We start from the raw sequence: 26,048 nt of genomic DNA on the forward strand, positions 1-26,048 counted from the left end.
CTCGTGGCAGGTTTCACCCGCCCGGGGACGGGTATGCCCGTGGGCATGACGGGCTCGCAGATGGACATCCTCTATTCCGGGACGGAATCGGCGACGTGGCTGGACGGCCCGGCCGAACTGTTGGGTAGGCAGCTCGAGCGGATCGCGGACACTCCGGTCGGCGCGGTGCTCCACGGCACGCCGGTCGGTCACCCGCTGCATCCGGCACTCGTGACCGTGCCCATCGGGGCATGGACCGCGGCCGTCGCCTTCGACGCCCTGCGGCAACCCGAGGCCGCGCGGCGGCTGATCGGGCTCGGACTGCTGGCGACTCCGCCGACGGTCCTGGCCGGCTGGGTCGACTGGGCGCACACCGACACCGTGCAGCGCCGGGTCGGGCTGATCCACGCAGTCGTCAACGGCACCGGAGCGGCCCTCATGGCCCTGTCCTACCGCCGCCGGCGGCGGGGGCCCACCGCCGGCGCGGTGACGCTCAGCGCCGCCGGCGCGGCACTGATCGGGCTGGGCGGGCTGCTGGGCGGTCACCTCGCGTATTCGCTCGGCGCCAACGTGCATCCGGCCGAGGTGCCGAACGCTCCCGCCTACGATCCCGTCCTCGCCGGTTCGCCCGACGGAACGGCCTGACAGGCCGACACCGCCGAACGAACCGCACGCTCGTCACCGCGGGCGGCGCACCCACCTCTCCCCGAAGGATCTACATGACTGCCCCGTCCCGCGACGGCAACGACGACAATGCCCCCTCTGCCTTCGTTTTCGCCCCCACCCCCCTGCTCACCGTCACCGTCGAGTCGTCGCCGTCCGACGTCCCCGAACTGCACGTCCATGCCGGCGGCCAGGGCTTCTGGATCGCCCGCATGGCGGTCACTCTCGGCCTGAACGTGCGGCTGTGCGGCACCTTCGGCGGCGAGACCGGTCCCGTCGTCAGCGATCTCATCGCACGCGAGGGCGTGTCGGTGCGACCGGTGTTCACCGCGGGGCAGAACGGCTCGTACGTGCACGACCGCCGCGGCGGTGAGCGCGAGGAGATCGTCGAGGTCCCGCCGCCCACGCTCAACCGGCACGAGGCCGACGACCTGTTCGGTGCGGCCTTGTCCGAGGGTCTCGACGCGGACGTGGCGCTGCTCGGCGGCCCGCACTGCGACCAGGCGATACCGCACGACGTCTACACCCGGCTGGCCGCCGACCTGACCGCGATGAACGTCCCCGTCGTCGCCGATCTGTCCGGTCCGACGATGACTGCGGCGCTCGAGGGCGGCCTCGCCGTACTCAAGGTCAGCCACGAGGATCTCATCGAGGACGGGCGGGCGAAGTCCGACGACGTCGACGACCTGATCGCCGCCATGAAGGAACTCGTCGCCCAGGGTGCCCGGAACGTGGTGCTCTCCCGCGCCGGCGACCCGGCACTCGCGCTCGTCGACGACGAACTGATGGAGATCGTCTCGCCGCCGCTGAACATTGCCGACCACCGCGGCGCCGGCGACTCCATGACCGCCGGGATCGGGGCTGCGCTGGCTGCCGGGCGGCCCCTCGCAGAGGCGCTGCGGCTCGGGGCGGCCGCCGGCGCCGTCAACGTCACCCGGCACGGGCTGGCCACCGGACAGCGAGAACTCGTCGACAAGGTCGCCGAGAGCGTCGAGGTCCGGCCGTTCGCGAAGGGCAAGAAGGGGAGGTAGTCCTGTGAGAGCGCTGATCGTCAACGACGACGGGGTGGACAGCCACGGCATTTCGGTGCTCAGCCGGGTGGCGGTCGAGGCCGGTCTCGACGTGGTGGTGGCCGCGCCCCACGCCGAGCGCAGCGGCGCCAGCGCCTCGCTCAGCGCCCTCGAGGAGGACGGCCGGCTCGTCGTCTCGCCGCGCACGTTCCCGGACCTGCCGGACACGACGGTGCTCGCCGTGGAGGCGTCGCCGGCACTGATCGCCTTCGTCTCGATGTACGGCGCCTTCGGTCCCCCACCCGACATCGTGCTCTCCGGGATCAATCACGGCCCCAACACCGGTCATGCGATCCTGCACTCCGGAACGGTCGGCGCGGCGCTGACCGGCGCCAACCACGGCAGTCTGGCCCTGGCCGTGTCCCTGGCAGGATCGGTCCACGAGCACTGGGACGGCGCCGAGGCCGTCGCCCGGCATGCCCTGCAATGGGTGCTGAGTCAGGGCGTGCCGGGCACTGTGCTCAACGTCAACGTGCCCGACATACCGCTGCACGAGCTGCGCGGGCTGCGCACGGCACCGCTCGCTGCGTTTGGTGCCGTGCAGGCCGACATCGGCGAGTCGGGCCAGACCCCGGACGACGACGACCGCCGGTTCGTGACGGTGACGTTCAGCGACATCCGGGCCGAGGAGGCCGAGGACACGGATGCGGGCCTGCTCGCCCAGGGCTGGGCGACGGCGACGGTGCTGCGGTCGCCTTTCGAGGCCGCCGACGTCGCCACCGAGGATCTGCCGCGCACCGCAGCCGACCTGGGGTGACGCCGGCGGCACCGAACACCGGCGCACCGGTCAGGGCTCGAGCTGGATCTTGATCGCCCCCTCCTGCTTGCGCTGGAAGATCTCGTACGCGTGCGGGGCGTCCGACAGCGGCAGCCGGTGCGTGGCGAAGGTGTCCACACCGAGCGGATCGTCGTCGGTGAGCAGCGGCATGATCTGCGGCACCCAGTTGTTGACGTTCGCCTGGCCCATCCGCAGCCGGATCTGCTTGTCGAACAGGGTCATCATCGGCATCGGGTCGGTCATGCCACCGTATACGCCGCTGAGCGAGATCGTGCCGCCGCGCCGTACCACGTCGATCGCGGTGTAGAGGGCGTGCAGGCGATCGATACCGACGTGGGTCATCAGCGGCGCGGCCAGCGCGGAGGGCAGCAGGCTCGTCGCGGTGTGCATCGCCGACGCGACCGGTGACCCGTGAGCCTCCATGCCGACCGCGTCGATCACCGAATCGGTGCCACGGCCGTCGGTGCGGTCCCGGATCATCTCGCCCAGCGAGTTCCCGGCCTCCTTCAGGTCGATGGTCTCGATGCCGCGCGTGGCGGCCCGCGCGAGCCGCTCGGGCACCATGTCGACACCGATCACCCGGTAGCCGCGGTGCACGGCGATCCGCCCGGCCATCTCACCGATGGGTCCGAGGCCGAGTACCGTCACCGAACCACCGTCGGGAACGTGCGCGTACTCCACGGCCTGCCACGCGGTGGGCAGCACGTCGGACAGGTAGACGAACCGCGAGTCCGACGGCCCCTCCGGAACCGAGATGTGGGTCGAATCCGCATGCGGCACACGCAGATACTGCGCCTGGCCGCCGGGAACACTCCCGTACAGCTTCGAGTACCCGAACAGCGCTGCCCCGGAGCCCTGGTCCCGGACCTGCGTGGTCTCGCACTGGGAGAACAGGCCGTCCCCGCACATGAAGCAGCTGCCGCACGAGATCTGGAACGGGATGACCACGCGGTCACCGGGTTTGATCTTCGTGACCTCCGCACCGACCTCCTCGACGATGCCCATGGGTTCGTGCCCGAGGATGTCCCCCGGCGACATGAACGGCCCGAGCACCTCGTACAGGTGCAGATCCGAACCGCAGATGTTGGTGGTCGTCACCCGGATGATCGCGTCGGTGGGCTGTTCGATCTTGGGGTCGGGGACCGTGTCGACGCTCACCTTCCGCTTGCCCTGCCATGTCACTGCCTTCATCGCCGCTCCTCTCGCCCCGGTCGTGCCGGGCTCTTCCAGTCGTGGGCTACGCGGCACAACGCCGGCTCGAACCGCCTACCCGCCAGGGCGGGATGCAAACCTCCCTGCGCTACCGCAGCATCGGCGACCAGCGCGAATACCCCGGTCGCAGCTCGACCCGGCCGTCGCCGACCCGGCGCACGTCGCGCCACAGCACGAGGAACGCACCACGGTGTCGCCACCGCAGATACCGGGCGATCAGCGCGGGCCGGACCTCCTCGGTGCGTTCGTAGCCGAGGAACGAGCCACTCGAACACGGGCTGACGAGCACGCCCTCAAGCCGCAGCCGGTTCTGCGGCGACTCCACGAACCGCACGTCGACGGCGAAACCCACGCGACGGCCGTCCGCATCGTGGACCCGCGCCCCGACGAGTTCACTGAGGCGCACGACGACCTCCGGGGAGGCGCGCGACGATGCGGTCCCGGACCCACCGCTCGACCCACAGGTGGTCCAGTCGATCGCCGGACACTCGCAACTCCACCGTGGTGCCCAGGTGGGCGACGTCCGACCAGTCGATCGTGTCGAGTCGCGAATCCGGCGGCCGACCACCGAATATCCTTGTCGGAAGCGCGTTTCCGCTCAGAATTGCATGCACCGTCGGCGGCGGCGCGGCGGGGTCGATGTCCGTCCCGGCCTCGACCCCGGCCAGCTCGACATCGTCGACGGTGGTCACCGGCCGGCCGTCGACGTCCACGACCAGCCGGTCGAGCAGATGCAACCGGGCGTCGACGAGCCGGCCGCGCAGCGGCGCCTCGGGCAGCTTTCCGGATTCGCTCATGCTCCCGCTCCCGTCATCACCAGCAACGGCACCGCTGCGATCGACGCGACGACGATCACCGGAAGGTAGGCGAGGGCGAGTGCGTTGACGACCGGTCCGTTGACGTGTTCTCCCATGTATTCGCGGTCGTTCGCGACCAGGAGGATCGGCAGGTAGGTCAACGGCAGGGCGACCGCCGAGAACACCACCGACACCTCGGTGACCAGAACCGGGTCCACCCCGGTCGCCAGTACCGCGAGACCGACGACCAGGGCGATCATCATCGACACGTGGAAGCGCGCCGCCTCCGCCGGGCGCCGGAACTTGCCCCACGACCAGCCGAAGAACTGCGCGAGCGTGTACCCGCTCGACAGGGTGGTCTCGAGCGCCGCCCCGAAGGTCGCCGCGACGATCCCGACGAGGACGAACGCCAGCGCGAGCGTGCCGCCGGCCACCACGACCGGCATCACGACCTCCGACAGCGACGTCACCTCGATGCCGCGGGGCAGAAGAACCACCGCGGCGCATCCCGCGATCGCGACCGACAGGATCCCACCGAGCGGGAACCCCACCGCCACGTTGATCCGGGAGCGGGCGAGATCGGCGACCGTCCACCGCTCCTCCACCGCGCCGGAAGAGAAGAAGAACACCTCGTACGGGGTCATCGCGGCGCCGAAGAGAGCGACGGCGTAGAACCAGTACACGGCCGTCGACTCGGACTCGGGGACCGCCGGCGCGAATGCCTGACCGGTGAGTTCCCCCCAGTCCGGGCCCGTCAGGAACAGCGCGACGGCGAACACGATCAGACACAGGCCCAGCAGGCCCGTGACGTTCTCCATCACCGAGAACCGCACCCGCCAGATCACGAGCCATACCGCGAACGCCGCCACGGGCATCCACATCAACGGTCCCGTCCCGGCGGCCAGCTGCAGAGCGAGGGCTACGCCGCCGACCTCGGCGGTCAGGGTCAGCAGGTTGATCAGGAACGACGCACTGAGATTGGCGAGCGCCGCGCGCGGACCGAGCCGTTCCCGGATGATCTCGAAGGTCGCGCGACCGCTCACCGCGGCGACGCGTCCGGCCATGTTCGCGTACAGGCAGATGCCGCCGACCCCGAGGACGACGACCCAGGCCAGACCGAGCCCGAACCGTGAGCCCACCACGGCGTTGGTGACCATGTCGCCGATGTCGAGGAACCCGCCGATGGCCGTGAGGATTCCGAGGGCGACACCGAGGAGCTTCTTCATCGGCTCCCCTCCGCGAACGCGGACAGGTAGCCGGTGAGATCGGCCAGGCGGCCCGTCACGTCCGCCGCGGACGGGGCTGTGGCGACGGCGTCCGTTCGAGCGCGGGCCTCACCGAGGACGGTCGCGGCGGCGTCGATCCGGTCGAGGAGCGCGGCGCGGTGCGCCGCCTCCTGACCGGTGGCGACCTCGACCGCAGCCACGGCCGAGTAGGCGGCGAGCACCTCGTCGAGTGCGTCCGACAGCACGGTCACGGCGTGGGCGCGGGTGGTGCGGTGCCCGGCCACCAGTTCCATCGCCAGTTCCGCGGAGGCGGTGGCCGAGGCGGACTGCGCGGCGGCACGCGCGAGGTCGCCCTCCGTGCCACCCGGCAGCCCCGCACAGCTGCCCAGCACCGCGGCGGATGCGACGAGCCATGCCGCGACCGTCCGTCCCACGCTCCCGTGCCCTGCCTCCACCGGATCCACCTCGCAGTCCGATGCCCGCGGGTCCACGAGCGGGCACCTGCCGGATACCGCGTGGCGCCGCGGTCGAAACTCGCGGGCGGACTCAGGACCGGCGCAGCAGCCGGATCACGGCGCGTTCGACGACGGCCCGGGATTCGTCCGGATCGCCGCACCTGCCGGCTCGCCGCAGCGCAGCGCGGATCGTGCGGCCGTCCGCCCAGGCCCGCATCACGCGGGGGTCGACGTACGAGGCTCGTGCCACCGCGGGGGTGTTGCCGAGCTCCTCCGAGACCGCACGCATCACGGCCGCCTCGACCCGCGTCCGGCCGCGCCCACTGCCGGGCACGTCGTGCTCGGCGAAGGCCGCGGCGGCAAGCACCGTCGCCCCCCACGTGCGCAGATCCTTCGCACTGCAGTCCTCCCCGGCGAGTTCCTTGAACCGGGCGTTGACGTCGTCCGCGTGCAGCTCGCGGATCGCATCACCGTCGCGGTAGACCAGCAACCGGCCCGATTCGCTGCGGACCCGGCGCAGCGCCCGGACAGCCGTCGCCAGGTCGGCGTCCTCGACCGTGACGACCCTCCGGATACCGCCCTTGGCCGGATAGTCGAACGTCAGGGTGGTGTCACGCAGCCGCACGTGGCTGCGCAGCAACGTCGCAACCCCGTAGGTACCGTTCTCGGCCGCGTACTCCTCCCCGCCCACCCGGAACACGGCCCGGTCCAGCAACCGCAGGGCCAACGCCTCGACCCGGCGCCGCCCCACCCCCCGCCCGGTCAGGTCGGCCTGCACCTGGGCCCGCCAGGACGGAAGCCGGGCCGCCATGGCCAGTACCCGGTCGTGCTTCTCCTCGTCGCGCTCCTCGCGCCACCGCTGGTGGTACAGGTACTGCCGCCGGCCGGCGGCATCGATGCCCACGGCCTGGATGTGCCCGTCGGGGCGGGGGCAGATCCACACCTTGCGCCACGCCGGAGGGATGACGAGCTCGTGGATACGGGCGAGCACGGCCTCGTCGGTCACGCGATTGCCGTCGGCGTCGTGATAGGTGAAGCCCCGGCCGCGGCGCACCCGCCGGATCCCGGGGCCGGACGTGTTGCTCCGCCGCAATCGCATCCCCCTCCCTCCTCCCGCCGGCTCCCTGCCCCGCGGATACCCCGGCGGGCACCCGGGCAACCGGAGGTTTCCCGCACGCGGCACCGGGCATACCCCACAGGTGACCTCCCTGTGGCTCTCCCGCACCGATACCGCCCACCTCGACGACACTCCGTGGCCCGAGGGTCCGGCCCGCTTCGACACCGTCGTGGTCGGCGCCGGCCTCACCGGAGTGGTGACAGCTCTCCTGCTCGCGCGCGCCGGACACCGCGTGGCCGTCCTCGAGGCCCGCACGGTCGGCGCCGTCACCACCGGCAACACCACCGGCAAGGTCAGCCTGCTGCAGGGCAGCACGCTCTCGAGTATCGCCCGGGGCCATTCGCGCGACGTCCTGCGCAACTACGTGGCCGGCAACCTCGAGGCCCAACGGTGGGTGGTGCAGCTGTGCCGCGAACGGGACCTGCCGATCGAATCCGCGGCGGCCTACACCTACAGCGCCGGCGAGGAGAGCGCCGCCACGGTGCGCGCCGAGTACGAGGCCTGCCGCGCCGCCGGGCTCGACGCCCGCATGACCACCGAGACGGAACTGCCGTACCCCGTGGCCGCCGCGGTGACGCTGGCGGACCAGTCGCAGATCGATCCGATGCCGTTGCTGCACGAGCTGGTCCGGGAACTCCGGGAGCGCGGTGGCGCACTGTTCACCGGTTGCCGGGTCCGGAAGGTCCGCTCGGACCGGAACGGCTGCGTGGCCGTCACCGATCGTGGCGACGTGCAGGCCGGGCACATCGTGCTCGCGACGGGGACACCGATCCTCGATCGCGGCGGGTTCTTCGCCCGGCTCGAGCCCCAGCGGTCGTATGCGGCCGCGTTCGAAGTGCCGGGCGACGTCCCGAGCGGCATGTACCTGTCCGTGGATTCGCCGACGCGGTCGCTGCGCACGGCGTACGGAGGGCAGTACTTCCTCGTGGGCGGCAACGGGCACACCGTCGGGCGGGCACACGACCATCGCGGGGCCGCGGACGATCTCGTCGCGTGGACGGGCCGCCACTTCCCCGGCGCGAAAACCGTGGCACGTTGGTCGGCGCAGGATTATTCGACACTCGACCACCTGCCGTACGTGGGTCCGCTGCTGCCCGGCAACGACCGGTTGCTCGTGGGCACCGGCTACGGCAAGTGGGGAATGACGAACGCGGTGGCCGCGGCCCGGTTGCTGTCGGACCGCATCCTCGGCGAGGTGACTCCGGAGTGGGGGTCGGCGTTCCAAGCCTGGAGTCCCACACAGGTTTTCGATCTTCCGGCCGCGACCCGCCTCAATGCCGCCGTGGCGGTGGAGATGACGCGCGGATGGATGCGCGCCGAGTTCTCCGGGGACGGCGCGCTGCCGCCCGCCGGCGGCGGCGAGGTACGCCGGGAGAAGCTCCGTCCGGTCGGGGTGTGCACCGTGGACGGCACCACGCACCGGGTGTCCGCGGTGTGCCCGCACCTGGGCGGGGTGCTGCGGTGGAACGATGCGGAGGCCTCCTGGGACTGCCCGCTGCACGGTTCCCGCTTCGCCGCGGACGGGCGCCTGCTCGAGGGTCCCGCCACCCGGGATCTGCCGCGGGAGTGACGTTTCCCCGTCGCCGGCCTCGGGTACGCGACCGGCGGAACACGACGAAAGGACGACTTGCGATGAGTGACCCAGGAAACGGCCGGCTGGCGGGACGCACCGTGGCCGTCCTCGCGACGAACGGTGTCGAGGAAGTCGAGTTGGTGGAGCCGCGGCGCGCGGTCGAGGAGGCGGGTGGCACGGTGCGCCTGCTGTCGCTCGAACCCGGTGAGATCCAAGCCATGAAGTCCGACGTGAACGCAGCCGGAAGATACCGGGTCGACCAGGCGGTATCGGAAGTGTCGGTGTCGGACTTCGACGCCCTGATCCTGCCCGGTGGCACCACCAATCCCGATCACCTGCGCCAGGACTCCGCCGCCGTCGCGTTCGTGCGGGACTTCGTCGAGTCGGGGCGGCCCGTCGCGGTGATCTGTCACGGGCCCTGGACGCTGGTCGAGGCCGACGTGGTCCGGGGACGGACGCTGACGTCCTACCCGAGTGTCCGCACGGACATCCGCAACGCCGGCGGAAACGTGGTCGACGAGGAAGTGGTCGTCGACGGGAACCTGGTGTCGAGCCGCAATCCGAAGGATCTGCCCGCCTTCTGCACGACCCTCGTCGACGTGTTCGCGAACGCGGAGCAGCACGCCGGTTAGCTCGCGTCACGTCACGCGCCGTCCGAGAGAGTGCTCGCCTCCCGAGGCATAATCGTTGCGTGACGGAACCGAGCACGCGCACCGGCGACACCCGGACCGACGACGCCTCCGAGCAGGTGTTCGCGAGCGGGAAGCCGCAGCGGGTCGGGAGTTTCCGCTATCTGATCGACGAGGACAAGTGGGAATGGTCGGACGGCGTGGCACGGATGCACGGCTATGCCCCCGGAACCGTGCAGCCGACCACCGACCTGCTGCTGCAGCACAAGCACCCCGACGACCGGGCCCAGGTCGCCGCCATGGTGAGCGCCATGCAGCGCAACGGTGAGCCGTTCAGCGGCCGGCACCGGATCGTCGACGCACACGGCAGGGTCCGACCGGTGGTGGTGATCGGCGACCGCCTCCTCGACGAGCGAGGACGGGTCGTCGGCACGGCCGGGTTCTACGTGGACCTGTCCGACGCCTACGACGACGAGGTCCGCGAGGGCGTCGAGGAGGCGGTCTCGGCGCTCACGCAGGACCGTGCCGTCATCGAACAGGCCAAGGGCATGATCATGGCGGTCTACCGGATCCAGGAGGATCACGCCTTCGAGATCCTCGCCTGGCGGTCACAGGAATCGAATGTCAAGCTCCGTGCGCTCGCCGAGCAACTGGTCCACGACGTCACCACCGGACTCGACGTGCCGGCGGTGTTCCGGAACGAATTCGACCATCTGCTCATGACCGTGCACGAGCGCGTCCCGTCGAAGTCGACTCCCCCGGGCGCCGTCACGGACTCGGCTGCGGAAGTTCGCACTCCACCTTCGGATTGACACCGGCGTAGTTCAGCGGTCCCGCGACGACCGTCACCGCGACGGTGGCGAAGTCGGCGCAGTTCTGCTCGGCTTCCGTGAAGTACCCTCGCTGCCCGGCCGCGATCGCCCCGATCACCAGCCACACCAGCACTACGAACGTCACAATGCGCATCGCTTCTCCTCGGGAGACGAAGACCCGGGAGCCGAACGGCCCCCGGGTCGTGGACGAACGACGGGCGCGGCCCAGCGGCCGCTCACCCCGTCACTGCTGATGCGAGCGCTGGCGGGCCTCGTCGACCTCGGCGTCGGCGCGGGCCTTCTCCGCTTCGGCTTCCTTCTTCGCGGCCTCCCGCTGGCTGTCCGCCTTGTCCTGCTGGGCCCGCCCCTCCCGGGTGAGCTCGTCGTTGCCGACGACGGCGCCGGTCGCCTCCTTGGCTTTGCCCTTGACGTCTTCGACGACGCCCTTCACGCCTTCGCTCGGTCCGCTCGTGTTCTCTGCCATGCGACTCTCCCTCGTCGGCGTTCCTCGCTTGCGAGCCAGGAATACCCTCGTCGAACTCCGGCAAACCACTCGGGACTGCGGCGCCTGTAGCTGCGCCGTCTACATCAGGATTCCCACGATCACCACCAGGAAGAGCACCACGATCAGCGCGACCGCGCCGATCGCGAGGATACCGGTGGGCGGGAAGTGGTTCCGAGTGCGCGGCTCGGGTGCCGACAGTCCGGAGGTGGTACCCGAGTCCGGGGGTGTCGAACCAGGTGCCACCCCGCCGCCGGGCTTGAGATCGGGCGTCCGGGCAGGGTCGGGATCGGTGTCGGAATGCGCCTGCGGATCGGGGATGTTCCGCGGATCGGGGGCGTTCATCACCCACTCCTTTCTCTCGGCGGCCGACACCTCGACCGGAGGTGACGTGGCCGGAGGGTGCCGTCCGCCTCAGAGAGTGTTGTGGAACCCGCGCTGTCAGTCGGTGAGGTCCTCTGCTAGCCGGCGTGCCGCTTCGGCTTCGATCGGACCGCGGGGCTCGATGTCTTCGCCGGCCAGGCGGGCCGCCATGAGCCTGATCATCGCGACCTGGATCATGGCCTCGGCATGTGCCGTCTTGCGTTCGTAGTCCCGTGCCAACCGTCTACACCTCGTCAACCATCCGAAGGTCCTCTCGACCACCCACCGCCGGGGCAGCACCTGGAAGCCTTTCACGTCCGCGTTGCGAGGTACCACCACGACCTCGAGATTCTCGGTGCGGGCCGCCCAGTCGACCAGGCCCGCATCGACCGAGTTGACGTACCCGCCGTCGACCCACACCAGCCCCAAGCCGGGGAACCGGGTCCGGGCCCCGGCCAGCACCAGCCGGGCCCCGGCCCGGTCCTGCACCGACGCCGAGTGCACCAGCCCGACCAACATCAACCCGAGGGTGTCGACCAGCAGATGACGCTTGCGGCCCCGGACGCGTTTGCCGGCGTCGTAGCCGATCTGCTCGCCGCCCTCGCTGCTGCGCACCGACTGCGAGTCCAGCACCGCCGCCGATGGCTGCGGATCACGTCCGTCGTTGGCACGCAACCGATCTCGCAGGGTGTCGTGGATGCGCGCCCAGGTGCCGTCCGCGCTCCAGGCGGCGAAGATCCGGTAGGCGGTGCTCCACGGGGCCAGATCGTGCGGGACCAGCCGCCAGGCGCAGCCGGTGGCCAGCACGTACAAGATCGTGTCGACGACCAGTCGGCGCGGGTGCACCGGCGGCCGGCCCCCGAGCCGCGGACTCGGTCGAGGCAGCAGCGGTTCGATCACCGCCCACTGCGCATCGGTCAGCGACGAGTCGTAGGCGGGCTTGCACACACACGGACACACGTACCGAGACGATCATCGATCACGTTCGGATACCACGGCCGACACGCCGCGTCCGCACAGGGTTCCACAACACTCTCTCAGGTGGGTTCCCGGCCCGCCTCCGGTCAAACCGCCGCACCGGCTCGGGTTACGGCGGGCCGTGCAGGGTATCCGCAGGCCATGACCGAGCCGGCGGCCGGCGAGCAGTTTGACGGGACCGGCCGCCGGGCACCCGTTCCACAGGACCGGACATCCGAGAGGAGGAGCGTGATGGCTACCTGCGATACGTGCGGCAACGACTACGACAAGACCTTCACCGTGACCCGGGGCGACGTCTCGGGCACATTCGACAGTTTCGAATGTGCGGCACAGGCGATGGCGCCGCAGTGCGCACACTGCGGTTGCCGCATTCTCGGCCACGGAGTGGAAGCCGACGGCACCATGTTCTGCTGCGCCCACTGCGCCCGGAAATCGGGACAGGTCGCGCTCACCGACCGAGCGTGAGGAGAGCGTGAGGAGACACTGTGACACAAGATGTGGAGAAGCGGTGGCGGGATCCCCGCACCGCGCGTTCGGCGGTGCGCTATGCGGCCGTCGTCGTCGTCGCGGCCCTGCTGCTGATGGCGGCGGTGGTGATCTGGGCCGCCACGAACGGTGACCGGTGCGCCGACGAGGAGTTCCTCGTCTGCACCGACCCGGCACGGCTCGTCCTGGCCCTCGGCCCCACGGCGATTTTGCTCTTCGGCGCGGTCGGCGCGTTCGTGCAGACCTACCGGGTGTGGCGCTCGGGCGGGACCTGGCCGATCTGGCACGGCACGGGCTGGGGACTGATGATCCTGACCCTGGTGTACGGGACGATTTCGTCCGGCGTTCTCGTCGCGGGGTGAGCCGACGAGACACCGGGCGGGCGTGTTTCGACAGGAACCGCCCGGGCTATTCCTCCGTCCCGGGGCGTTGCGCCCCGCGCATCCCGATAGAGCGCCCCGCGCACCCCGATGGAGGAACGATGATCCGATCCAGCCCGTATCCCAGGGTGCAGCGCACCCGGATCCAGGGTTACGCCCTCGCGGTCGGCATCGTGTTTCTCTTGATCGGCGCGCTCGGCTTCGTTCCCGGTCTGACCAGCGGGTACGACTCGATGACGCTCGCGGGACACGAGTCGCACGCGCATCTTCTGGGCCTGTTCCGGGTCTCGGTTGCCCACAACCTCCTGCACCTCGCCTACGGCGGGGTGGGAATCCTGGCCGCCCGCAAGGTGCGCGCGTCGCGGATCTACCTGATCGCCGGTGGCGCCGCGTACCTGGCACTGTCGGCGTTCGGCATGGTGGTCGGCCACGACAGCGCCGTCAATGTGGTGCCGGTCAACGCGGCCGACAACTGGTTGCACCTGGCATTGGGCGTGCTGTTGCTCGTCCTGGCGGTCGATCCGCGCGGCAACCGTCCCCCTAAGCTCCCGAAGCCTGCCTGACCGGCAGCCGAGCCGGCCGGCGGACAGTCGCAATTGCGGATCAGGACGAGTGCGGCTCAGATCGGCGCTCGCAGGGCGTGGATCGCGCTGTCGAGCGTGGCATGCGCGTAGACCGGTTCGCCGAGCACCCGCAGCAGCCGATTCACCGCCCGTCCACCGACGAGCGCCCACCGGGAGCTCCGGCGCCGGGCCAGGGTGTCGAGTTCCTCGAACACGGTCAGTCCTGCCGAACCGAAGAAGTCGACGTCCGACAGGTCGAGCACCACACGCGACGACGTGTGCAGCCGGGCTCCCGCGTAACTGCACAATGCGGGAGCGTTGCGCATGTCGAGTTCGCCCGCCACAGCGACCCGGACGAGCGCGGAACTGATTCTCTCGGTGGAGAAATCCGCCCCGGACGAGGTACGGCAGAGCGGCGGCTGATCCGATCGGGTGACCCACAGCGAGGTGACTTTGCGCTGGGTAACGGTAGTCATGAGCTTCCCATCGTCGGGAGAGTGGAAGCGCCGACGGGACGGGACCGCACTGACACCGGCTACCGCGAATATGCGGCACTTCCGAGCCAGGCTGTGTGCTCAACCTCACTCACACCCTACGGCAGTCGCCACGGCACTGCAAAGAACCGGCCTACCAGCTGCAATGCCACTGGTACGGAAACCGTTTCCGCATGATTGAGAACCCCGCGTCGCGGGTAGTCTCGCGAGGAACACCCGCTCGCCCGGGCCCTCAACCTGCCGCAACGGAGAAACAACACACATGGCGAACACGGCATCGATCGATTCGGCCCTCGAACGCACCCATCCCGTAGTGGAGTTGCGGGTGCGCGCGGAACCAGGCCAGCTTCCCGTACTGCGCGCGGTCGCTGCCGCCATCGCCATCCAGCAGGGCTTCGACCTCGATGCAGTGGCCGACGTCAAGCTCGCGATCGACGAGGCGGGCACCCGGCTCATCACCCGGGCTCCGGAAGGTGCGACGTTGTCGTGCCGGTTCCAGGCGATGCCGCCTGCACTGCGGATCAGCGCGTCTGCTCTCACGGTCGACGGTGGACTGACCGCGGATTCGCGGACCTTCGGGTGGCATGTACTCAATGCGCTCGCCGACTCCGTCGACGTGAAGGTGGACGAGACCGACGAGGGATCCGTCACCACCATCGACGTCTCCCTGACCGACAGCAGCGCTGTTCTGTGACGGGGACCGGCGCCCAACGGCGCAGCGGCCGAGCCGCCGACGAATACGCCGACGTCATCCCTCTCTTCGAGAAGATGGTGACGCTCGGCGAGGACGATCCTGCACGCGGAACCATGCGCGACAGCCTGGTCGAACGGTGCCTGCCGCTCGCGGAACACATCGCCCGCCGATTCGACGGCCGCGGCGAGGCGTTCGACGATCTTCTGCAGGTTGCCCGCCTCGGCCTGGTCAACGCCGTGGACCGGTTCGATCCCGAGCGCGGCTCGGACTTCGTGTCCTTCGCGGTTCCGACCATCATGGGCGAGGTGCGCCGCCACTTCCGCGACGCCGGTTGGGCGGTACGCGTGCCGCGCCGGATGAAGGAGATGCACCTGGCGCTGAGCAAGGCGACCGGGGAACTCTCGCAGCGCCTCGGCCGTGCCCCCACGGCGGCCGAACTCGCAGCGGAACTGGGACTCGATCCCGAAGAGGTCGCGGAAGGCCTCGTCGCCGGCAACGCATACCAGGCGGTCTCGGTCGACCGGCCTGCCCCGGCCGGGGACGACGGCGTCACCCTTGCGGACACTCTCGGCGACTACGACGCCGCGCTCGCGCACGTGGAGAACCACGAAGCGCTGCGTCCGCTGCTGGCCGCGCTGCCGGAACGCGAGCGCACGGTCGTGCTGCTGCGTTTCTTCGGGAACATGACCCAGACCCAGATCGCCGAACGGGTCGGTGTGTCCCAGATGCACGTGTCACGACTGCTGACGAAAACCCTCGCCCAGCTGCGTGAACAACTGGGCGAGGGCTTCTAGGACCGAGGGTCGCTCTTCGTCCCCGGGTCACTGCTTCCCGGGCCAGGTGCCGGTGACGCGGCGGAAGCCGACTGCGCTCGCGCGGTTCGCCGCCGCGCTCACCGCGCCGAAGATCGCTCCCTGCACGGCGGCGGAGACCAGCACCTCACGCCACCCGAAGCGGCTGTCCATGGCCTCCGGCGGATCGTCCTGGCCGGCACCGAGCGCCCACACCTTCCGGAACACCATGCCGGCGGCCACACCCGCCAGAGAACTGACTACGAGGCTCACGGGCCGGTACAACGCCTTCTTCACATTTCCTCCACGTGTCGAGGTACGAGGCGGGAGTACCCGGCCGTCGCGGTCTCACACCTGCCGGACTGCTCAGATGGTGGTGGCATCGATGACGAAGCGGTAGCGCACGTCGCTCGCCACGACCCGGTCGTACGCCTCGTCGATCCGGTCGGCCGGGACGACCTCGATCTCGGCGCCGATCCCGTGTTCGGCGCAGAAGTCGAGCATCTCCTGGGTTTGCGGGATGCCGCCGACCATGGAGCCGGCGAGACTGCGGCGGTTCCGGGCGAGCGAGAACGCCCGGAGCGTGAGCGGGTGTTCGGGCAGGCCCAGCTCGACGAGGGTGCCGTTGCGGGCGAGCAGCGACAGGTAGGCATCCATGTCGAGATTCACCGACACGGTGTTGACGATCAGGTCGAATGTGTCCCGCAGATCCACGAAGGTCTGCGGATCGGTCGTGGCGCGGTAGTCGACGGCGCCGAACCGCAGCCCGTCCTCCCGCTTGGCCAGCGAATGCCCCAGCACGGTCACCTCCGCACCCATTGCCGCGGCGATCTTCACGCCGACGTGGCCGAGACCGCCCATGCCGATGACGGCGACCTTCCTGCCCGGTCCGGCGCCCCAGTGCCGGAGCGGGGAGTACAGGGTGATGCCCGCGCAGAGCAGCGGCGCCGCCGCATCGAGCGCCAGGCCGTCGGGGATCTTCAGGACGAAGTGCTCGGTGACGACGATATGGGTGGAGTATCCGCCCTGAGTCACCTCGCCGTCGCGGCCGACCGCGTTGTAGGTGCCGGTGACCCGCTCGGTGCAGTACTGCTCGTCGCCGCTGGTGCAGGCCTCGCACTCGAGGCACGAGTCGACGAAGCAGCCCACGCCGACCCGGTCGCCGACCGCATGCCTGGTGACGTCGGAGCCGACAGCGCTCACCACCCCGACGATCTCGTGGCCGGGGACGACCGGGTAGCGGGTGCCGCCCCACTCGTTGCGGGCGGTGTGGATGTCGGAATGGCAGATCCCGGCGTACCGGATCTCGATGAGCACGTCGAGGGGACCGAGCTCGCGCCGCTCGATGGTGGTCTTGACGAGGGGGCTGTCCGCCGCGGTGGCGGCGTACGCAGCAACGGTAGTCATGCGTTCATGCCTACCTGCCGGCGCGCCGACGCGCACCCGCGGGGCTGCTCGCGGGTGCGCGTCGGCGGTGCTTTCCGGTCGCTACTGTCCGGCCGCTACTGTCCGGCCGCGCGGCGCCGCAGCCGGCGTGCGGCGGCGACGAGGTTGCGCAGCGACGGCTCGAGCTGCCAGTAGTGCCGGGTCTTGAGCCCGCCGTCCGGATTGGCCCACAGCCGGTCGAGTTCGACGGATTCCGCAGCGGTGCTGAGCAGTTCGTCGAGCTCGTCGATGTCGGGAATGCGCGCCGAACGGCTCTCGTAGACACCGGGCCCGACACCGTGCGTGAGCGCCTTGTCCTTGATGGCCTCGAGCACCCAGCGGATCGAACGGGTCGCGACGATCGCCGTGACGTCCGCGTCGAGCCGTTCGATCGCGTCGACCACCGACGCCTGACCGGAGTAGGTCAGGTGCGTGTGGATCTGTGTCTCGGGCTTGGCGCCGCCCGTCGCGAGCCGGAATGCGTCGACCGCCCAGTCCAGGTACTCGGCCCGGCCGTCCTGCCGCAACGGCAGCAGTTCCCGGATCGCGGGCTCGTCCACCTGGATGATCGCGATGCCGGCCCGCTCGAGATCGGCGATCTCGTCGCGGATCGCCAGCGCCAGCTGGTCGGCCGTCTCGTGCAACGGCTGGTCCTGGCGCACATACGACCGGGCCAGCATCGTGACCGGACCGGTGAGCATGCCCTTGACCGGCTTGTCGGTCAGCGACTGCGCGAACGCGATCCACTCCACCGTCATCGGCTTCGGCCGCACGATGTCGCCGTAGAGGATCGGCGGCCGCGTGCACCGCGACCCGTAGGCCTGCACCCAGCCGAAGTGCGTCGTGGCGAAGCCCTCGAGCAGTTCGGCGAAGTACTGGATCATGTCGTTGCGCTCGTGCTCGCCGTGGACGAACACGTCGAGACCGATGTCCTCCTGCAACCGGATGGTGGACTCGATCTCCTCCTGGATGCGCTTGACGTAGTCGTCCCACGACATGCGCCCCTCACCCAGCTCGTAGCGGGCCTTGCGGATCTCGGCGGTCTGGGGGAACGAGCCCAGGGTGGTCGCCGGCACCGGGGGCAGCTTCAGGCGCTCCTGCTGCGCGGCGCGGCGCTCCTCGTACGGGACCCGGCGGCGGTGTTCGGGGCGCAGGGCGTTGACGCGGGCGCGGATCGTGTGCTTCTGCTTGAAGTGCACCGAGGTCGGCGGCTTGCGCCACCGCTCCTCCGCCCCGGTGGTCAGTGCCTTGGCGAGCGAGACCACCTCGCCCACCTTCTGCTTGGCGAACGCCAGCCGGTCCGCCACGTCGCCCGGGATGTCGTACTCGGCGAGCACGTCGTAGGGCACGTGCAGCAGTGAGCACGACGTGGAGACCACCAGGTCGGGCGCGACGGCCGCGAGGCTGCTCAGGTATTCGAGAGTGCGGTGCCGATCGGCCTTCCACACGTTGCGGCCGTCGACGACCCCCGCATAGATCCGTTTGCGCTTGAGTCCCGGCACCGCGGCCAGCTCCTCGGCGCTCATCCGGCCGTTGACCAGGTCGAGACCGATGGCCTCGACCTTGGTGGCAGCGAGGAGGGGCAGCGCCTCGCCGAGGTGGCCGTAGGGGCCGGTGACGAGCAGGCGCGGGCGCAGCGGCGCGTGGGAGAGGGTGTCGTAGGCCCGCGCGAACACCTCGAGCTCCTGCAGGGTGCGATCCTCGGTGAAGGACGGCTCGTCGAGCTGCACGCACCAGGCGCCGGCGCGCGCGAGTTCCGCGAACAGCTTCTCGTACTCCGGCAGCAGCCGGTCGAGCAGGTCGAGCGTGGAGAACCCGTCCTGCTCGGACGTCTCCGAGACCTTGGACAGCAGCAGCAGGGACATCGGGCCGAGCACGACCGGGCGCAGCTCGATGCCACGGGCCTTGGCGCGCTCGAACTCGTCGAGTACCGCCGCCGAGTTCAGGGCAAAGGTGGTGGTCTCGTCGAGCTCGGGCTGCCGGTAGTGGTAGTTGCTGCCGAACCAGCGGACCAGCTCGAGCGGCGGGAAGTCCTCACGGCCCCGGCACAGCGTGAAGTAGAGGTCGAGTGGATCGAGCTCGCCGACGAGCGGGCGGAACCGCTCGGGGATCGCACCGAACAGCAGTGCGTTGTCGAGCACGTGATCGTAGTAGGAGAACGTGTTGCCCGGCACCTGGGTGAGTCCGGTGGCGGCGAGTTCGCTCCAGGTGGACTCCTGGATCTCGCGGGCCACCGCGACGAGTTCGTCGCGCGTGCCGGTACCGTGCCAGTAGGCCTCGAGCGCACGCTTGAGTTCACGGCGGGGTCCGATGCGCGGATACCCGAGAATGCTGGAGCCGTATCCGTCTGCATTGCTGGCCATCAGGGGTCGACCTTTCCCTCGATGCACCTCGCGCCCGTGCCCCGACAGCCAGCGCAACGGCTGTGCTGTCGGCACACGGGCGCCGAGATGCGGTGTGGTGCTACCTACCTAGCTGACTTTCTTGGCGGCACGACCGTTGTCGGCGTACTCGTAGAAGCCGGCGCCCGACTTCTTGCCGACGAGGCCCGCCTCGACCATGCGCAGCAGGAGCGGCGGAGCCGAGTAGAGCGGCTCCTTGAACTCCCCGTACATCGAGTCGGCGATCGACTTGACCGTGTCCAGGCCCACCAGGTCGGTCAGCGCGAGCGGACCCATCGGGTGCGCACATCCGAGAACCATCGCCTTGTCGATGTCCTCCTTGGTGGCGAAGCCGGATTCGACCATCCGGATCGCCGACAGCAGGTAGGGCACGAGCAGCGCGTTGGCGATGAAGCCGGCCCGGTCGGAGGACCGGACGACCTGCTTGCCGAGCACCTCGGAGGCGAAGGCCTCCGCGCGCTGGGAGACCGCGGGGCTGGTCTTGAGCGTGGTGACCAGCTCGACCAGCGGCAGCACCGGAACCGGGTTGAAGAAGTGCATGCCGATGACCCGCTCGGGCCGGGTGGTGGCGATGCCCAGCTTCATGATCGGGATCGACGAGGTGTTGGATGCCAGCACCGCGTTCGGATCCGTGACGATCTTGTCGAGCTCCGCGAAGATCTCGGCCTTGACCTTCTCGTCCTCGACGACCGCCTCCACGACGAGCTGGCGATCGGCGAAGTCGCCGAGGTCGGAGGTGAAGCGCAGCCGCCAGGCGGCCTGCTCACGCTCCCGTTCGGTGATCTTGCCGCTGCTGACACCGCGGTCGAGGGACCGGAGGATGCGGGCACGCCCGGCAGCCGCGAGTTCGCGGGTCTGCTCGTACACAAGTACGTCGACATGAGCGCGCGCGCACACCTCGGCGATACCTGCGCCCATCATCCCGGCGCCGATCACGCCGACGCGCTGAATCTTTTCGCTGGTCACGTCAGCTCCTACTCGTCATGTGGGGGTCGTGAGAGAGGTTTTCGACAGAGGGTGGATACGGCCGCGGCGGGACCTGGTCGTTCGAGATCCCGCCGCGCCCACATCCGGTTGCCGGTTCCTAGTGGAACTGGCCCTCCTCGGTGGAGCCCTTCAGGGCCGCCGTGGAGGTGTTCGGGTCGACGGTGGTGGCGATGGCGTCGAAGTAGCCGGCGCCGACCTCACGCTGGTGCTTGATGGCGGTGAAGCCACGCTCCTCGGCGGCCTTGAACTCGCGCTCCTGCAGGTCGACGAAGGCGGTCATGCCCTGGCGGGCGTAGCCGTGGGCCAGGTCGAACATGCCGTAGTTCAGCGAGTGGAAGCCGGCGAGGGTGATGAACTGGAACTTGAAGCCCATCGCGCCGAGCTCCTTCTGGAACTTCGCGATGGTCGCGTCGTCCAGGTGCGCCTTCCAGTTGAAGGACGGCGAGCAGTTGTAAGCGAGGAGCTGGTCCGGGAACTCGCCGCGGACGGCCTCGGCGAACTTCTTGGCGACCTCGAGGTCCGGCACGCCGGTCTCCATCCAGATCAGATCGGAGTACGGCGCGTACGCCTTGGCGCGCGCGATGCAGGGCTCGATGCCGTTCTTGACGCCGTAGAAGCCTTCGGCGGTGCGGGTGCCGTCGAGGAACTCGCGGTCACGCTCGTCGACGTCGGAGGTCAGCAGCGTCGCGGCCTCGGCGTCGGTGCGGGCGATGACGACCGTGGGGACGTCGGCGACGTCGGCCGCGAGGCGAGCCGAGGTCAGGGTGCGGATGTGCTGCTGGGTCGGGATGAGCACCTTGCCACCGAGGTGGCCGCACTTCTTCTCCGACGCGAGCTGGTCCTCCCAGTGCGAACCGGCGACACCGGCCGCGATCATCGCCTTCTGCAGCTCGTAGACGTTGAGCGCGCCACCGAAGCCGGCTTCACCGTCGGCCACGATCGGGGCGAGCCAGTTGTCGACGGAGGTGTCGCCCTCGATCTTGGCGATCTCGTCGGCGCGCAGCAGCGCGTTGTTGATGCGGCGGACAACCTGCGGAACCGAGTTCGCCGGGTACAGCGACTGGTCCGGGTAGGTGTGGCCGGACAGGTTCGCGTCACCGGCGACCTGCCAGCCGGACAGGTAGATGGCCTTGAGGCCGGCGCGGACCTGCTGCACGGCCTGGTTGCCGGTGAGGGCGCCCAGCGAGTTGATGTAGTCCTCGTTGTTCACGAGGTCCCAGAGGATCTCCGAACCGCGGCGGGCGAGGGTGGCTTCCTCGACGACGGTGCCCTGCAGCTTCGCGACCTGCTCGGCCGTGTAGTTGCGGGTGATCCCCTTCCAGCGCGGGTTGGTGTCCCAATCCTTCTGGATTTCCTCAGCGGTCCTCGGGGTGCCGGTGGTCGACATCTAAAGCTCCACTCTCTAGATCGGATCCGCGCCGGACGTTCTGCAGTACGTGCGTACTACTTCACATCCTTCGCGAACCTTTCGGATGTACCACTCGACAATGACACACCCCGAAAGTGCGGTCTACCTGTTGCTAATGCCAATCTTCGCTAGGTTTTCCAATAGCCTTGCAAAGGTTGTAAACGTTTGGGGCGTCCAACGAACTCGCCTACCGGGCCCTGGGCTACTCGTCGGTAGCAATTACCTCGGCATTGTCCGCCACGCCGCCTCCGGCGGGCGCGGATCGCGAAGACCTCCGAGTGCGGGCCCACCAGCCCCGGGAACGCGGGATACCGCCTCCATTGTGACCAGTCTCACAGAATCGGCTGCGGCGAATCGGGAAGTCGTCCCGGTCGAATCGGCCGGGGACCAAGATCGTTCGTCTACCATGTGCGCGTTGATCAGTCGGGGCCGGTCACGCCGAGCGGGCGTGCCCACTCCCCACTCGCACACGAGTCGAGGAGGGCGCCATCCTTTCCGCCACGTCGAAGCCGGTGATCGAGGCCACCCTGCCGGTCGTCGGTGCCCATATCGGCCGGATCTCCGAATTGTTCTACGACAAGCTCTTCGCGGCCGCACCCTCGCTGCGGACCGACCTGTTCAACCGCACCAACCAGGAGAACCGGGAGCAGCAGAAGGCCCTCGCGAGTTCGGTCGCCGCGTTCGCGACGCTCCTGGTCACCGAGGACGCCGCGGACATCGACGCGATCATGGCCCGGATCGCCGCCAAGCACGCCTCGCTCGGCGTCCAGGCTCCCCACTACGAGGTGGTGCGGCACCAGTTGTTCGCCGCGATCGCCGAGGTGCTCGGGGATGCGGTCACCCCCGAGGTCGCCGCGGCCTGGCGCGAGGTCTACACCCTGATGGCCAACTCGCTCATCGAGCAGGAGGCCGCCCTCTACGACAAGGCCGGGGTCCGGCACGGCCAGGTGTGGCGCGTCGTCGTGGTCACCGACGTCCAGTTCGACGGCGCCGAGGTCGCGACTCTGACGCTGCGCTCACTCGACGGCACTCCGCTCCCGGATTTCCTTCCCGGACAGTACATCTCCATCGCGACCACCCTCGGTGACGGCACCCGTCAGATCCGCCAGTACACCCTCGTGCGCAGCCACGTCCCGGGCGAGTGGGCCGTCACCGTCAAGCGGGTCCGGGGCGGGATCGTCTCCCCGTTCCTCGCCGGGGGCGTCGGCATCGGCACCGAACTCGTCGTCTCCCATCCGTTCGGCAGCCTCGTCGTCGAGGACGGCGACGATCCTCTGGTGCTGATCTCGGCCGGCATCGGCATCACCCCGACGCTCGCGGCGCTGCAGCACCTGGCGGCGCACCGATCCGAGCGCGAGGTTCTCGTCGTGCACGTCGACCGCTCGACCTACGACCATCCCCGCCGCGCGGAGACACAGGCCCTGGTCGATCGCCTGCCGCGGGCCCGCATGCAGACCCGGTACTCCGAGTTCGAAGAACTCCGCGAGGACGGCCACTCCCCGCTCGACGGTGTCGAGTTGCCGACCGACCCGCAGGTCTACGTGTGCGGTCCGGTCCCGTTCATGCGCTCGATCCGGCAGACGCTGCTCGCTGCGGGGGTATCGCCCGACGCCGTCCACTACGAGGCCTTCGCGCCCGGTTCCTGGCTGGGCCTGGCGGAGAGCTAACGTTGCGAATCCCTCGTTGCAAAGCTGTGTAGACGCTCGTACGCTGGGGTGATGCCAAAGACGTTCGTCGGCGCCCGCCTGCGCCAGCTGCGGACCGAGCGGGGATTGAGCCAGGCAGCACTGGCCAAGACCCTGGAGATCTCGGCCAGCTACCTCAACCAGATCGAGCACGACGTGCGGCCGCTCACGGTTCCGGTCCTGCTGCGCATCAGCGAGGTCTTCGGGGTCGACACCACGTTCTTCTCGTCCCAGGACGACACCCGGCTCATCGCCGAGATGCGAGAGGTGGCCCTCGACCAGGAGATGGGCATCGACGCCGACGCCCAGGAGATCGCCGCGATGGTGTCGGCCCACCCCGGGCTCGCACGGGCGATGGTCAACATGCACCGGCGGTTCCGCAACACCACCGCGCAACTCGCCGCCGCCACCGAGGACCGGTACAGCGACGGCAGCGGCACCGGCACCATCACCATGCCGCACGAGGAGGTCCGCGACTACTTCTATCAGCGGCAGAACTACCTGCACGAACTCGACACCGCCGCCGAGGAACTCGCCACCCGGATCCGCTTCCACCGGGGCGACATCTCCGGCGGCATCATCAAGCGCATGGAGGCGGTGCACGACGTGCAGCTCGTCCGTCGCGTCGATCTCGGCGAGAACGTGCTGCACCGGTTCGACCCCGCCACGCGCACCCTCGAGATCTCCGCGCGGCTGTCGGGCGGCCAGCAGGTGTTCAAGCTGGCCACCGAGCTGGCCTACCTCGAGTGCGGGGAGCTGATCGAGAAGCTGGTCGCCGAAGGCGCCTTCACCAGCGAGGCCTCGCTCTCCCTGGCCCGCCACGGCCTCGCCAACTACTTCGCGGCGGCGATCATGCTGCCGTACGCGCAGTTCCACGAGATGGCCGAGGACTTCCGGTACGACGTGGAGCGGCTCTCCGCCTTCTACGCGGTCAGCTACGAGACCATCGCCCACCGGATGTCGACCCTGCAGCGACCGAAGCTGCGCGGCGTGCCGTTCTCGTTCGTCCGCGTCGACCGGGCGGGCAACATGTCCAAACGGCAGTCCGCCACGGGCTTCCACTTCTCCACCAGCGGCGGCACCTGCCCCCTGTGGAACGTGTACGAGACGTTCGCATATCCGGGCAAGATCATGACCCAGCTCGCCCAGATGCCCGACGGACGTCGCTACCTGTGGGTCGCACGCACGGTCGAGCGTCGCGCCGCCCGATACGGCCAGCCGTCGAAGACCTTCGCGATCGGCCTCGGCTGCGAACTGCGCCACGCCCACCGCCTCGTCTACGCCGACGGACTCGACCTCAGCGACGCCAACCCCGGCGCTCCCATCGGGGCCGGCTGCCGCGTGTGCGAGCGCCTGAACTGCCCCCAACGCGCATTTCCCCCACTGGGCAAGGAACTCGTCATCAACGAGCACCAGAGTTCGGTGTCCCCCTACCTCATCAAGTAACACCCGCGCACATGTTCGTCGTGCGCGAAAGCGATTGCGTGCGCGGCTGACTGCGAAGTTCGCGGATCCTCTGTCCACAGGCGGACGATTCATCCACAGATCGCCGTCTCGCGCCCGCGGCTCGCGGACGGAGCGCCGGCGTTCGGGCACGCTCCACGTATGAGCGAACCTACGCCGCTGCTGCGCCCTGCCGCCCTCGCAACCGGGATCACCGACGCCGAACTACGCCGAGGAATCCGTACGGGTCGTCTCGAACGCATCGTGCCGGGGATGTACCTCGGGCGAGAGGACGCCGGGCAACTCGACGATGTGGCACGCCACGTGCTGCGGATCCGGTCGAGCGCAGCGCGGTTGCGCGAGGGCGCCGCGATCAGCCACGTCTCGGCCGCCGTCGTCCACGGCTTCGCGGTCTGGCGCACCGACCTGTCCCGCATCCACCTCACCCGCGATCGCGCGTCGGGTGGTCGACGTACCCCACGTCAGCACGTCCACGCCGCGGCCCTCCCCCACGACGAAGTCGAGACCGTGGAGGGGATCCGCGTCACCTCGGCTGCGCGGACGGTCGTGGACCTCTCGCGCACGGTCACCGCCGAAGAGGCCGTGGTGACGGGGGACTCCGCGTTGCGCGGGTATCCCGGTCTGCGGCCGGCACTGGCCACCGCACTCCACCGGGCCGAGGCGCGAACGGGAATCGCCGCGGCACGGCGAATCGTCCCGTTCCTGGACGGTCGCAGCGAGAGTCCCGGCGAGTCGATCAGCCGGCTCCGCATCCGCCAGGCCGGACTGCCGGCCCCGGCGCTCCAGCACGACGTCCGGACGAGCGAAGGCCGATTCGTCGCGCGGACCGACTTCTACTGGGAAGAGCCCGGGATCGTCGGGGAGTTCGACGGCATGGGCAAGTACGGCGCCGACGACCCCGGAACCACGGCCGAAACGGTGCGGCGCGAGAAGCTGCGCGAGGATGCGCTGCGAGACCTCGGCTTCGAGGTGGTCCGCTGGACGTGGGCGGAGCTGTTCCGGTTCCCGACGGTTGTCGCCCGCTTCGAACGGGCCGTCGCCCGATCGCGTCGCTGAGAACAACCGCGAAGACCCTAGGCATCCGCATCGGCAATTGCTGGCGCGGACGGCTATTC

At 69.6% G+C, this 26,048-nt stretch carries 30 protein-coding genes; 14 read left to right on the forward strand and 16 right to left on the reverse strand.

Annotated features, from left to right (window positions below):
- Positions 1-33 precede the first annotated feature (33 nt).
- The 3 genes from ACM26Y_RS18700 to surE all read left to right on the forward strand — a co-directional run bounded on the left by ACM26Y_RS18700 (position 34) and on the right by surE (position 2,469).
- Positions 34-624, forward strand: coding sequence for a DUF2231 domain-containing protein (locus ACM26Y_RS18700; RefSeq protein ID WP_416061553.1), 591 nt, complete (start codon positions 34-36; stop codon positions 622-624).
- A gap of 74 nt (positions 625-698) precedes the next feature.
- On the forward strand, positions 699-1,673 hold the full coding sequence (locus tag ACM26Y_RS18705; protein ID WP_416061554.1) for a PfkB family carbohydrate kinase: 975 nt from the start codon (positions 699-701) through the stop codon (positions 1,671-1,673).
- 4 nt (positions 1,674-1,677) lie between these two features.
- On the forward strand, positions 1,678-2,469 hold the full coding sequence (gene surE, locus ACM26Y_RS18710; RefSeq protein WP_416061555.1) for a 5'/3'-nucleotidase SurE: 792 nt from the start codon (positions 1,678-1,680) through the stop codon (positions 2,467-2,469).
- A gap of 30 nt (positions 2,470-2,499) precedes the next feature.
- Here the strand turns inward: surE and ACM26Y_RS18715 are convergent, their stop codons facing one another.
- The 6 genes from ACM26Y_RS18715 to ACM26Y_RS18740 form a co-directional block, all read right to left on the reverse strand.
- Complete coding sequence (locus ACM26Y_RS18715; RefSeq protein ID WP_003937485.1) at positions 2,500-3,681, reverse strand: zinc-dependent alcohol dehydrogenase; 1,182 nt, start codon at positions 3,679-3,681, stop codon at positions 2,500-2,502.
- Between the two features lie 109 nt (positions 3,682-3,790).
- Positions 3,791-4,108, reverse strand: coding sequence for a PRC-barrel domain-containing protein (locus tag ACM26Y_RS18720; protein WP_237210752.1), 318 nt, complete (start codon positions 4,106-4,108; stop codon positions 3,791-3,793).
- The gene (locus ACM26Y_RS18725) at positions 4,095-4,499 is read right to left on the reverse strand and encodes a hypothetical protein (RefSeq protein ID WP_054371737.1); all 405 of its coding nucleotides are present in this window, start codon (positions 4,497-4,499) and stop codon (positions 4,095-4,097) included. The genes ACM26Y_RS18720 and ACM26Y_RS18725 overlap by 14 nt, the downstream gene beginning before the upstream one ends.
- Positions 4,496-5,725 carry an NRAMP family divalent metal transporter gene (locus tag ACM26Y_RS18730; RefSeq protein WP_416061556.1) on the reverse strand — a complete coding sequence of 410 codons (1,230 nt, stop codon included), beginning with the start codon at positions 5,723-5,725 and terminating at the stop codon, positions 4,496-4,498. The genes ACM26Y_RS18725 and ACM26Y_RS18730 overlap by 4 nt, the downstream gene beginning before the upstream one ends.
- Entirely contained in the window at positions 5,722-6,216 is a 495-nt protein-coding gene (locus ACM26Y_RS18735; RefSeq protein ID WP_416061557.1) for a hypothetical protein, read from the reverse strand. Before ACM26Y_RS18735 ends, ACM26Y_RS18730 begins: the two co-directional genes overlap by 4 nt.
- A 55-nt stretch (positions 6,217-6,271) precedes the next feature.
- Positions 6,272-7,279, reverse strand: coding sequence for a DNA topoisomerase IB (locus ACM26Y_RS18740; RefSeq protein WP_416061558.1), 1,008 nt, complete (start codon positions 7,277-7,279; stop codon positions 6,272-6,274).
- A 100-nt stretch (positions 7,280-7,379) separates the two neighbouring features.
- Here ACM26Y_RS18740 and ACM26Y_RS18745 point away from each other — a divergent pair, with 100 nt between their 5' ends.
- From ACM26Y_RS18745 to ACM26Y_RS18755, 3 genes are all read left to right on the forward strand, one after another.
- Positions 7,380-8,867: an FAD-dependent oxidoreductase gene (locus ACM26Y_RS18745; RefSeq protein ID WP_416061559.1), complete on the forward strand. Its 1,488-nt coding sequence runs from the start codon at positions 7,380-7,382 to the stop codon at positions 8,865-8,867.
- A 62-nt stretch (positions 8,868-8,929) separates the two neighbouring features.
- Positions 8,930-9,502 (forward strand): type 1 glutamine amidotransferase domain-containing protein, encoded by a 573-nt coding sequence (locus ACM26Y_RS18750; protein WP_003937478.1) that lies wholly within the window; start codon positions 8,930-8,932, stop codon positions 9,500-9,502.
- A 59-nt stretch (positions 9,503-9,561) separates the two neighbouring features.
- Positions 9,562-10,311 (forward strand): PAS and ANTAR domain-containing protein, encoded by a 750-nt coding sequence (locus tag ACM26Y_RS18755; RefSeq protein WP_416061560.1) that lies wholly within the window; start codon positions 9,562-9,564, stop codon positions 10,309-10,311.
- On the opposite strand, the gene ACM26Y_RS18760 is transcribed toward ACM26Y_RS18755, so the two are convergent.
- From ACM26Y_RS18760 to ACM26Y_RS18775, 4 genes are all read right to left on the reverse strand, one after another.
- Positions 10,268-10,465 carry a hypothetical protein gene (locus ACM26Y_RS18760; protein ID WP_416061561.1) on the reverse strand — a complete coding sequence of 66 codons (198 nt, stop codon included), beginning with the start codon at positions 10,463-10,465 and terminating at the stop codon, positions 10,268-10,270. The genes ACM26Y_RS18755 and ACM26Y_RS18760 overlap by 44 nt on opposite strands.
- A 90-nt stretch (positions 10,466-10,555) precedes the next feature.
- Complete coding sequence (locus ACM26Y_RS18765) at positions 10,556-10,795, reverse strand: CsbD family protein (protein WP_003937475.1); 240 nt, start codon at positions 10,793-10,795, stop codon at positions 10,556-10,558.
- A 99-nt stretch (positions 10,796-10,894) separates the two neighbouring features.
- Positions 10,895-11,158 carry a DUF6480 family protein gene (locus ACM26Y_RS18770; protein ID WP_416061562.1) on the reverse strand — a complete coding sequence of 88 codons (264 nt, stop codon included), beginning with the start codon at positions 11,156-11,158 and terminating at the stop codon, positions 10,895-10,897.
- Between the two features lie 96 nt (positions 11,159-11,254).
- On the reverse strand, positions 11,255-12,124 hold the full coding sequence (locus ACM26Y_RS18775; protein WP_235431173.1) for an IS5 family transposase: 870 nt from the start codon (positions 12,122-12,124) through the stop codon (positions 11,255-11,257).
- Positions 12,125-12,385: 261 nt separating this feature from the next.
- Between ACM26Y_RS18775 and ACM26Y_RS18780 the strand changes: the two genes are divergently transcribed.
- The 3 genes from ACM26Y_RS18780 (at position 12,386) to ACM26Y_RS18790 (ending at position 13,583) form a co-directional block, all read left to right on the forward strand.
- Complete coding sequence (locus ACM26Y_RS18780) at positions 12,386-12,619, forward strand: hypothetical protein (protein ID WP_003937473.1); 234 nt, start codon at positions 12,386-12,388, stop codon at positions 12,617-12,619.
- Positions 12,620-12,639: 20 nt separating this feature from the next.
- The gene (locus ACM26Y_RS18785) at positions 12,640-13,002 is read left to right on the forward strand and encodes a hypothetical protein (RefSeq protein WP_040782958.1); all 363 of its coding nucleotides are present in this window, start codon (positions 12,640-12,642) and stop codon (positions 13,000-13,002) included.
- A gap of 119 nt (positions 13,003-13,121) precedes the next feature.
- Entirely contained in the window at positions 13,122-13,583 is a 462-nt protein-coding gene (locus ACM26Y_RS18790) for a DUF4383 domain-containing protein (RefSeq protein ID WP_416061563.1), read from the forward strand.
- Positions 13,584-13,639: 56 nt separating this feature from the next.
- Here ACM26Y_RS18790 and ACM26Y_RS18795 read toward each other — a convergent pair whose 3' ends face one another.
- On the reverse strand, positions 13,640-14,059 hold the full coding sequence (locus ACM26Y_RS18795; RefSeq protein ID WP_003937470.1) for an STAS domain-containing protein: 420 nt from the start codon (positions 14,057-14,059) through the stop codon (positions 13,640-13,642).
- Between the two features lie 280 nt (positions 14,060-14,339).
- Here ACM26Y_RS18795 and ACM26Y_RS18800 point away from each other — a divergent pair, with 280 nt between their 5' ends.
- Both ACM26Y_RS18800 and ACM26Y_RS18805 read left to right on the forward strand, forming a co-directional pair.
- Positions 14,340-14,771 (forward strand): ATP-binding protein, encoded by a 432-nt coding sequence (locus ACM26Y_RS18800; RefSeq protein ID WP_003937469.1) that lies wholly within the window; start codon positions 14,340-14,342, stop codon positions 14,769-14,771.
- A complete protein-coding gene (locus ACM26Y_RS18805; protein ID WP_003937468.1) occupies positions 14,768-15,565 on the forward strand; it encodes a SigB/SigF/SigG family RNA polymerase sigma factor in 798 nt (265 codons plus the stop codon). Before ACM26Y_RS18800 ends, ACM26Y_RS18805 begins: the two co-directional genes overlap by 4 nt.
- A 27-nt stretch (positions 15,566-15,592) precedes the next feature.
- On the opposite strand, the gene ACM26Y_RS18810 is transcribed toward ACM26Y_RS18805, so the two are convergent.
- From ACM26Y_RS18810 to aceA, 5 genes are all read right to left on the reverse strand, one after another.
- Positions 15,593-15,859: a DUF4235 domain-containing protein gene (locus tag ACM26Y_RS18810; protein WP_003937467.1), complete on the reverse strand. Its 267-nt coding sequence runs from the start codon at positions 15,857-15,859 to the stop codon at positions 15,593-15,595.
- Between the two features lie 69 nt (positions 15,860-15,928).
- The gene (locus ACM26Y_RS18815) at positions 15,929-16,969 is read right to left on the reverse strand and encodes an NAD(P)-dependent alcohol dehydrogenase (RefSeq protein ID WP_003937466.1); all 1,041 of its coding nucleotides are present in this window, start codon (positions 16,967-16,969) and stop codon (positions 15,929-15,931) included.
- A gap of 95 nt (positions 16,970-17,064) precedes the next feature.
- A complete protein-coding gene (gene metE / locus ACM26Y_RS18820) occupies positions 17,065-19,350 on the reverse strand; it encodes a 5-methyltetrahydropteroyltriglutamate--homocysteine S-methyltransferase (protein ID WP_416061564.1) in 2,286 nt (761 codons plus the stop codon).
- A 108-nt stretch (positions 19,351-19,458) separates the two neighbouring features.
- On the reverse strand, positions 19,459-20,355 hold the full coding sequence (locus ACM26Y_RS18825) for a 3-hydroxybutyryl-CoA dehydrogenase (RefSeq protein WP_003937464.1): 897 nt from the start codon (positions 20,353-20,355) through the stop codon (positions 19,459-19,461).
- A 118-nt stretch (positions 20,356-20,473) separates the two neighbouring features.
- Positions 20,474-21,763, reverse strand: a complete 1,290-nt coding sequence (gene aceA / locus ACM26Y_RS18830) for an isocitrate lyase (protein WP_003937463.1) — start codon at positions 21,761-21,763, stop codon at positions 20,474-20,476.
- Positions 21,764-22,296: 533 nt separating this feature from the next.
- On the opposite strand from aceA, the gene ACM26Y_RS18835 reads away from it, so the two are divergent.
- The 3 genes from ACM26Y_RS18835 (at position 22,297) to ACM26Y_RS18845 (ending at position 25,989) form a co-directional block, all read left to right on the forward strand.
- Positions 22,297-23,451 (forward strand): globin domain-containing protein, encoded by a 1,155-nt coding sequence (locus ACM26Y_RS18835; protein WP_054371725.1) that lies wholly within the window; start codon positions 22,297-22,299, stop codon positions 23,449-23,451.
- Between the two features lie 51 nt (positions 23,452-23,502).
- Positions 23,503-24,915: an acetate metabolism transcriptional regulator RamB gene (gene ramB, locus ACM26Y_RS18840; RefSeq protein WP_289378558.1), complete on the forward strand. Its 1,413-nt coding sequence runs from the start codon at positions 23,503-23,505 to the stop codon at positions 24,913-24,915.
- A gap of 159 nt (positions 24,916-25,074) precedes the next feature.
- The gene (locus tag ACM26Y_RS18845) at positions 25,075-25,989 is read left to right on the forward strand and encodes a hypothetical protein (protein ID WP_416061565.1); all 915 of its coding nucleotides are present in this window, start codon (positions 25,075-25,077) and stop codon (positions 25,987-25,989) included.
- Positions 25,990-26,048: the final 59 nt, after the last annotated feature.

The sequence above is a fragment of the Rhodococcus indonesiensis genome, from assembly GCF_047782815.1.
Taxonomy (GTDB): domain Bacteria; phylum Actinomycetota; class Actinomycetes; order Mycobacteriales; family Mycobacteriaceae; genus Rhodococcus; species Rhodococcus indonesiensis.

Excerpts from the sequence above, each read along its gene's own strand:
- ACM26Y_RS18700 (WP_416061553.1), top strand. The coding sequence starts at position 34 with ATGCCCGTGGGCATGACGGGCTCGCAGATGGACATCCTCTATTCCGGG.
- ACM26Y_RS18705 (WP_416061554.1), top strand. The coding sequence starts at position 699 with ATGACTGCCCCGTCCCGCGACGGCAACGACGACAATGCCCCCTCTGCC.
- ACM26Y_RS18715 (WP_003937485.1), bottom strand. The coding sequence starts at position 3,681 with ATGAAGGCAGTGACATGGCAGGGCAAGCGGAAGGTGAGCGTCGACACG.
- ACM26Y_RS18725 (WP_054371737.1), bottom strand. The coding sequence starts at position 4,499 with ATGAGCGAATCCGGAAAGCTGCCCGAGGCGCCGCTGCGCGGCCGGCTC.
- ACM26Y_RS18730 (WP_416061556.1), bottom strand. The coding sequence starts at position 5,725 with ATGAAGAAGCTCCTCGGTGTCGCCCTCGGAATCCTCACGGCCATCGGC.
- ACM26Y_RS18740 (WP_416061558.1), bottom strand. The coding sequence starts at position 7,279 with ATGCGATTGCGGCGGAGCAACACGTCCGGCCCCGGGATCCGGCGGGTG.
- ACM26Y_RS18750 (WP_003937478.1), top strand. The coding sequence starts at position 8,930 with ATGAGTGACCCAGGAAACGGCCGGCTGGCGGGACGCACCGTGGCCGTC.
- ACM26Y_RS18760 (WP_416061561.1), bottom strand. The coding sequence starts at position 10,465 with ATGCGCATTGTGACGTTCGTAGTGCTGGTGTGGCTGGTGATCGGGGCG.
- ACM26Y_RS18765 (WP_003937475.1), bottom strand. The coding sequence starts at position 10,795 with ATGGCAGAGAACACGAGCGGACCGAGCGAAGGCGTGAAGGGCGTCGTC.
- ACM26Y_RS18770 (WP_416061562.1), bottom strand. The coding sequence starts at position 11,158 with ATGAACGCCCCCGATCCGCGGAACATCCCCGATCCGCAGGCGCATTCC.
- ACM26Y_RS18780 (WP_003937473.1), top strand. The coding sequence starts at position 12,386 with ATGGCTACCTGCGATACGTGCGGCAACGACTACGACAAGACCTTCACC.
- ACM26Y_RS18790 (WP_416061563.1), top strand. The coding sequence starts at position 13,122 with ATGATCCGATCCAGCCCGTATCCCAGGGTGCAGCGCACCCGGATCCAG.
- ACM26Y_RS18795 (WP_003937470.1), bottom strand. The coding sequence starts at position 14,059 with ATGACTACCGTTACCCAGCGCAAAGTCACCTCGCTGTGGGTCACCCGA.
- ACM26Y_RS18800 (WP_003937469.1), top strand. The coding sequence starts at position 14,340 with ATGGCGAACACGGCATCGATCGATTCGGCCCTCGAACGCACCCATCCC.
- ACM26Y_RS18815 (WP_003937466.1), bottom strand. The coding sequence starts at position 16,969 with ATGACTACCGTTGCTGCGTACGCCGCCACCGCGGCGGACAGCCCCCTC.
- metE (WP_416061564.1), bottom strand. The coding sequence starts at position 19,350 with ATGGCCAGCAATGCAGACGGATACGGCTCCAGCATTCTCGGGTATCCG.
- aceA (WP_003937463.1), bottom strand. The coding sequence starts at position 21,763 with ATGTCGACCACCGGCACCCCGAGGACCGCTGAGGAAATCCAGAAGGAT.
- ramB (WP_289378558.1), top strand. The coding sequence starts at position 23,503 with ATGCCAAAGACGTTCGTCGGCGCCCGCCTGCGCCAGCTGCGGACCGAG.
- ACM26Y_RS18845 (WP_416061565.1), top strand. The coding sequence starts at position 25,075 with ATGAGCGAACCTACGCCGCTGCTGCGCCCTGCCGCCCTCGCAACCGGG.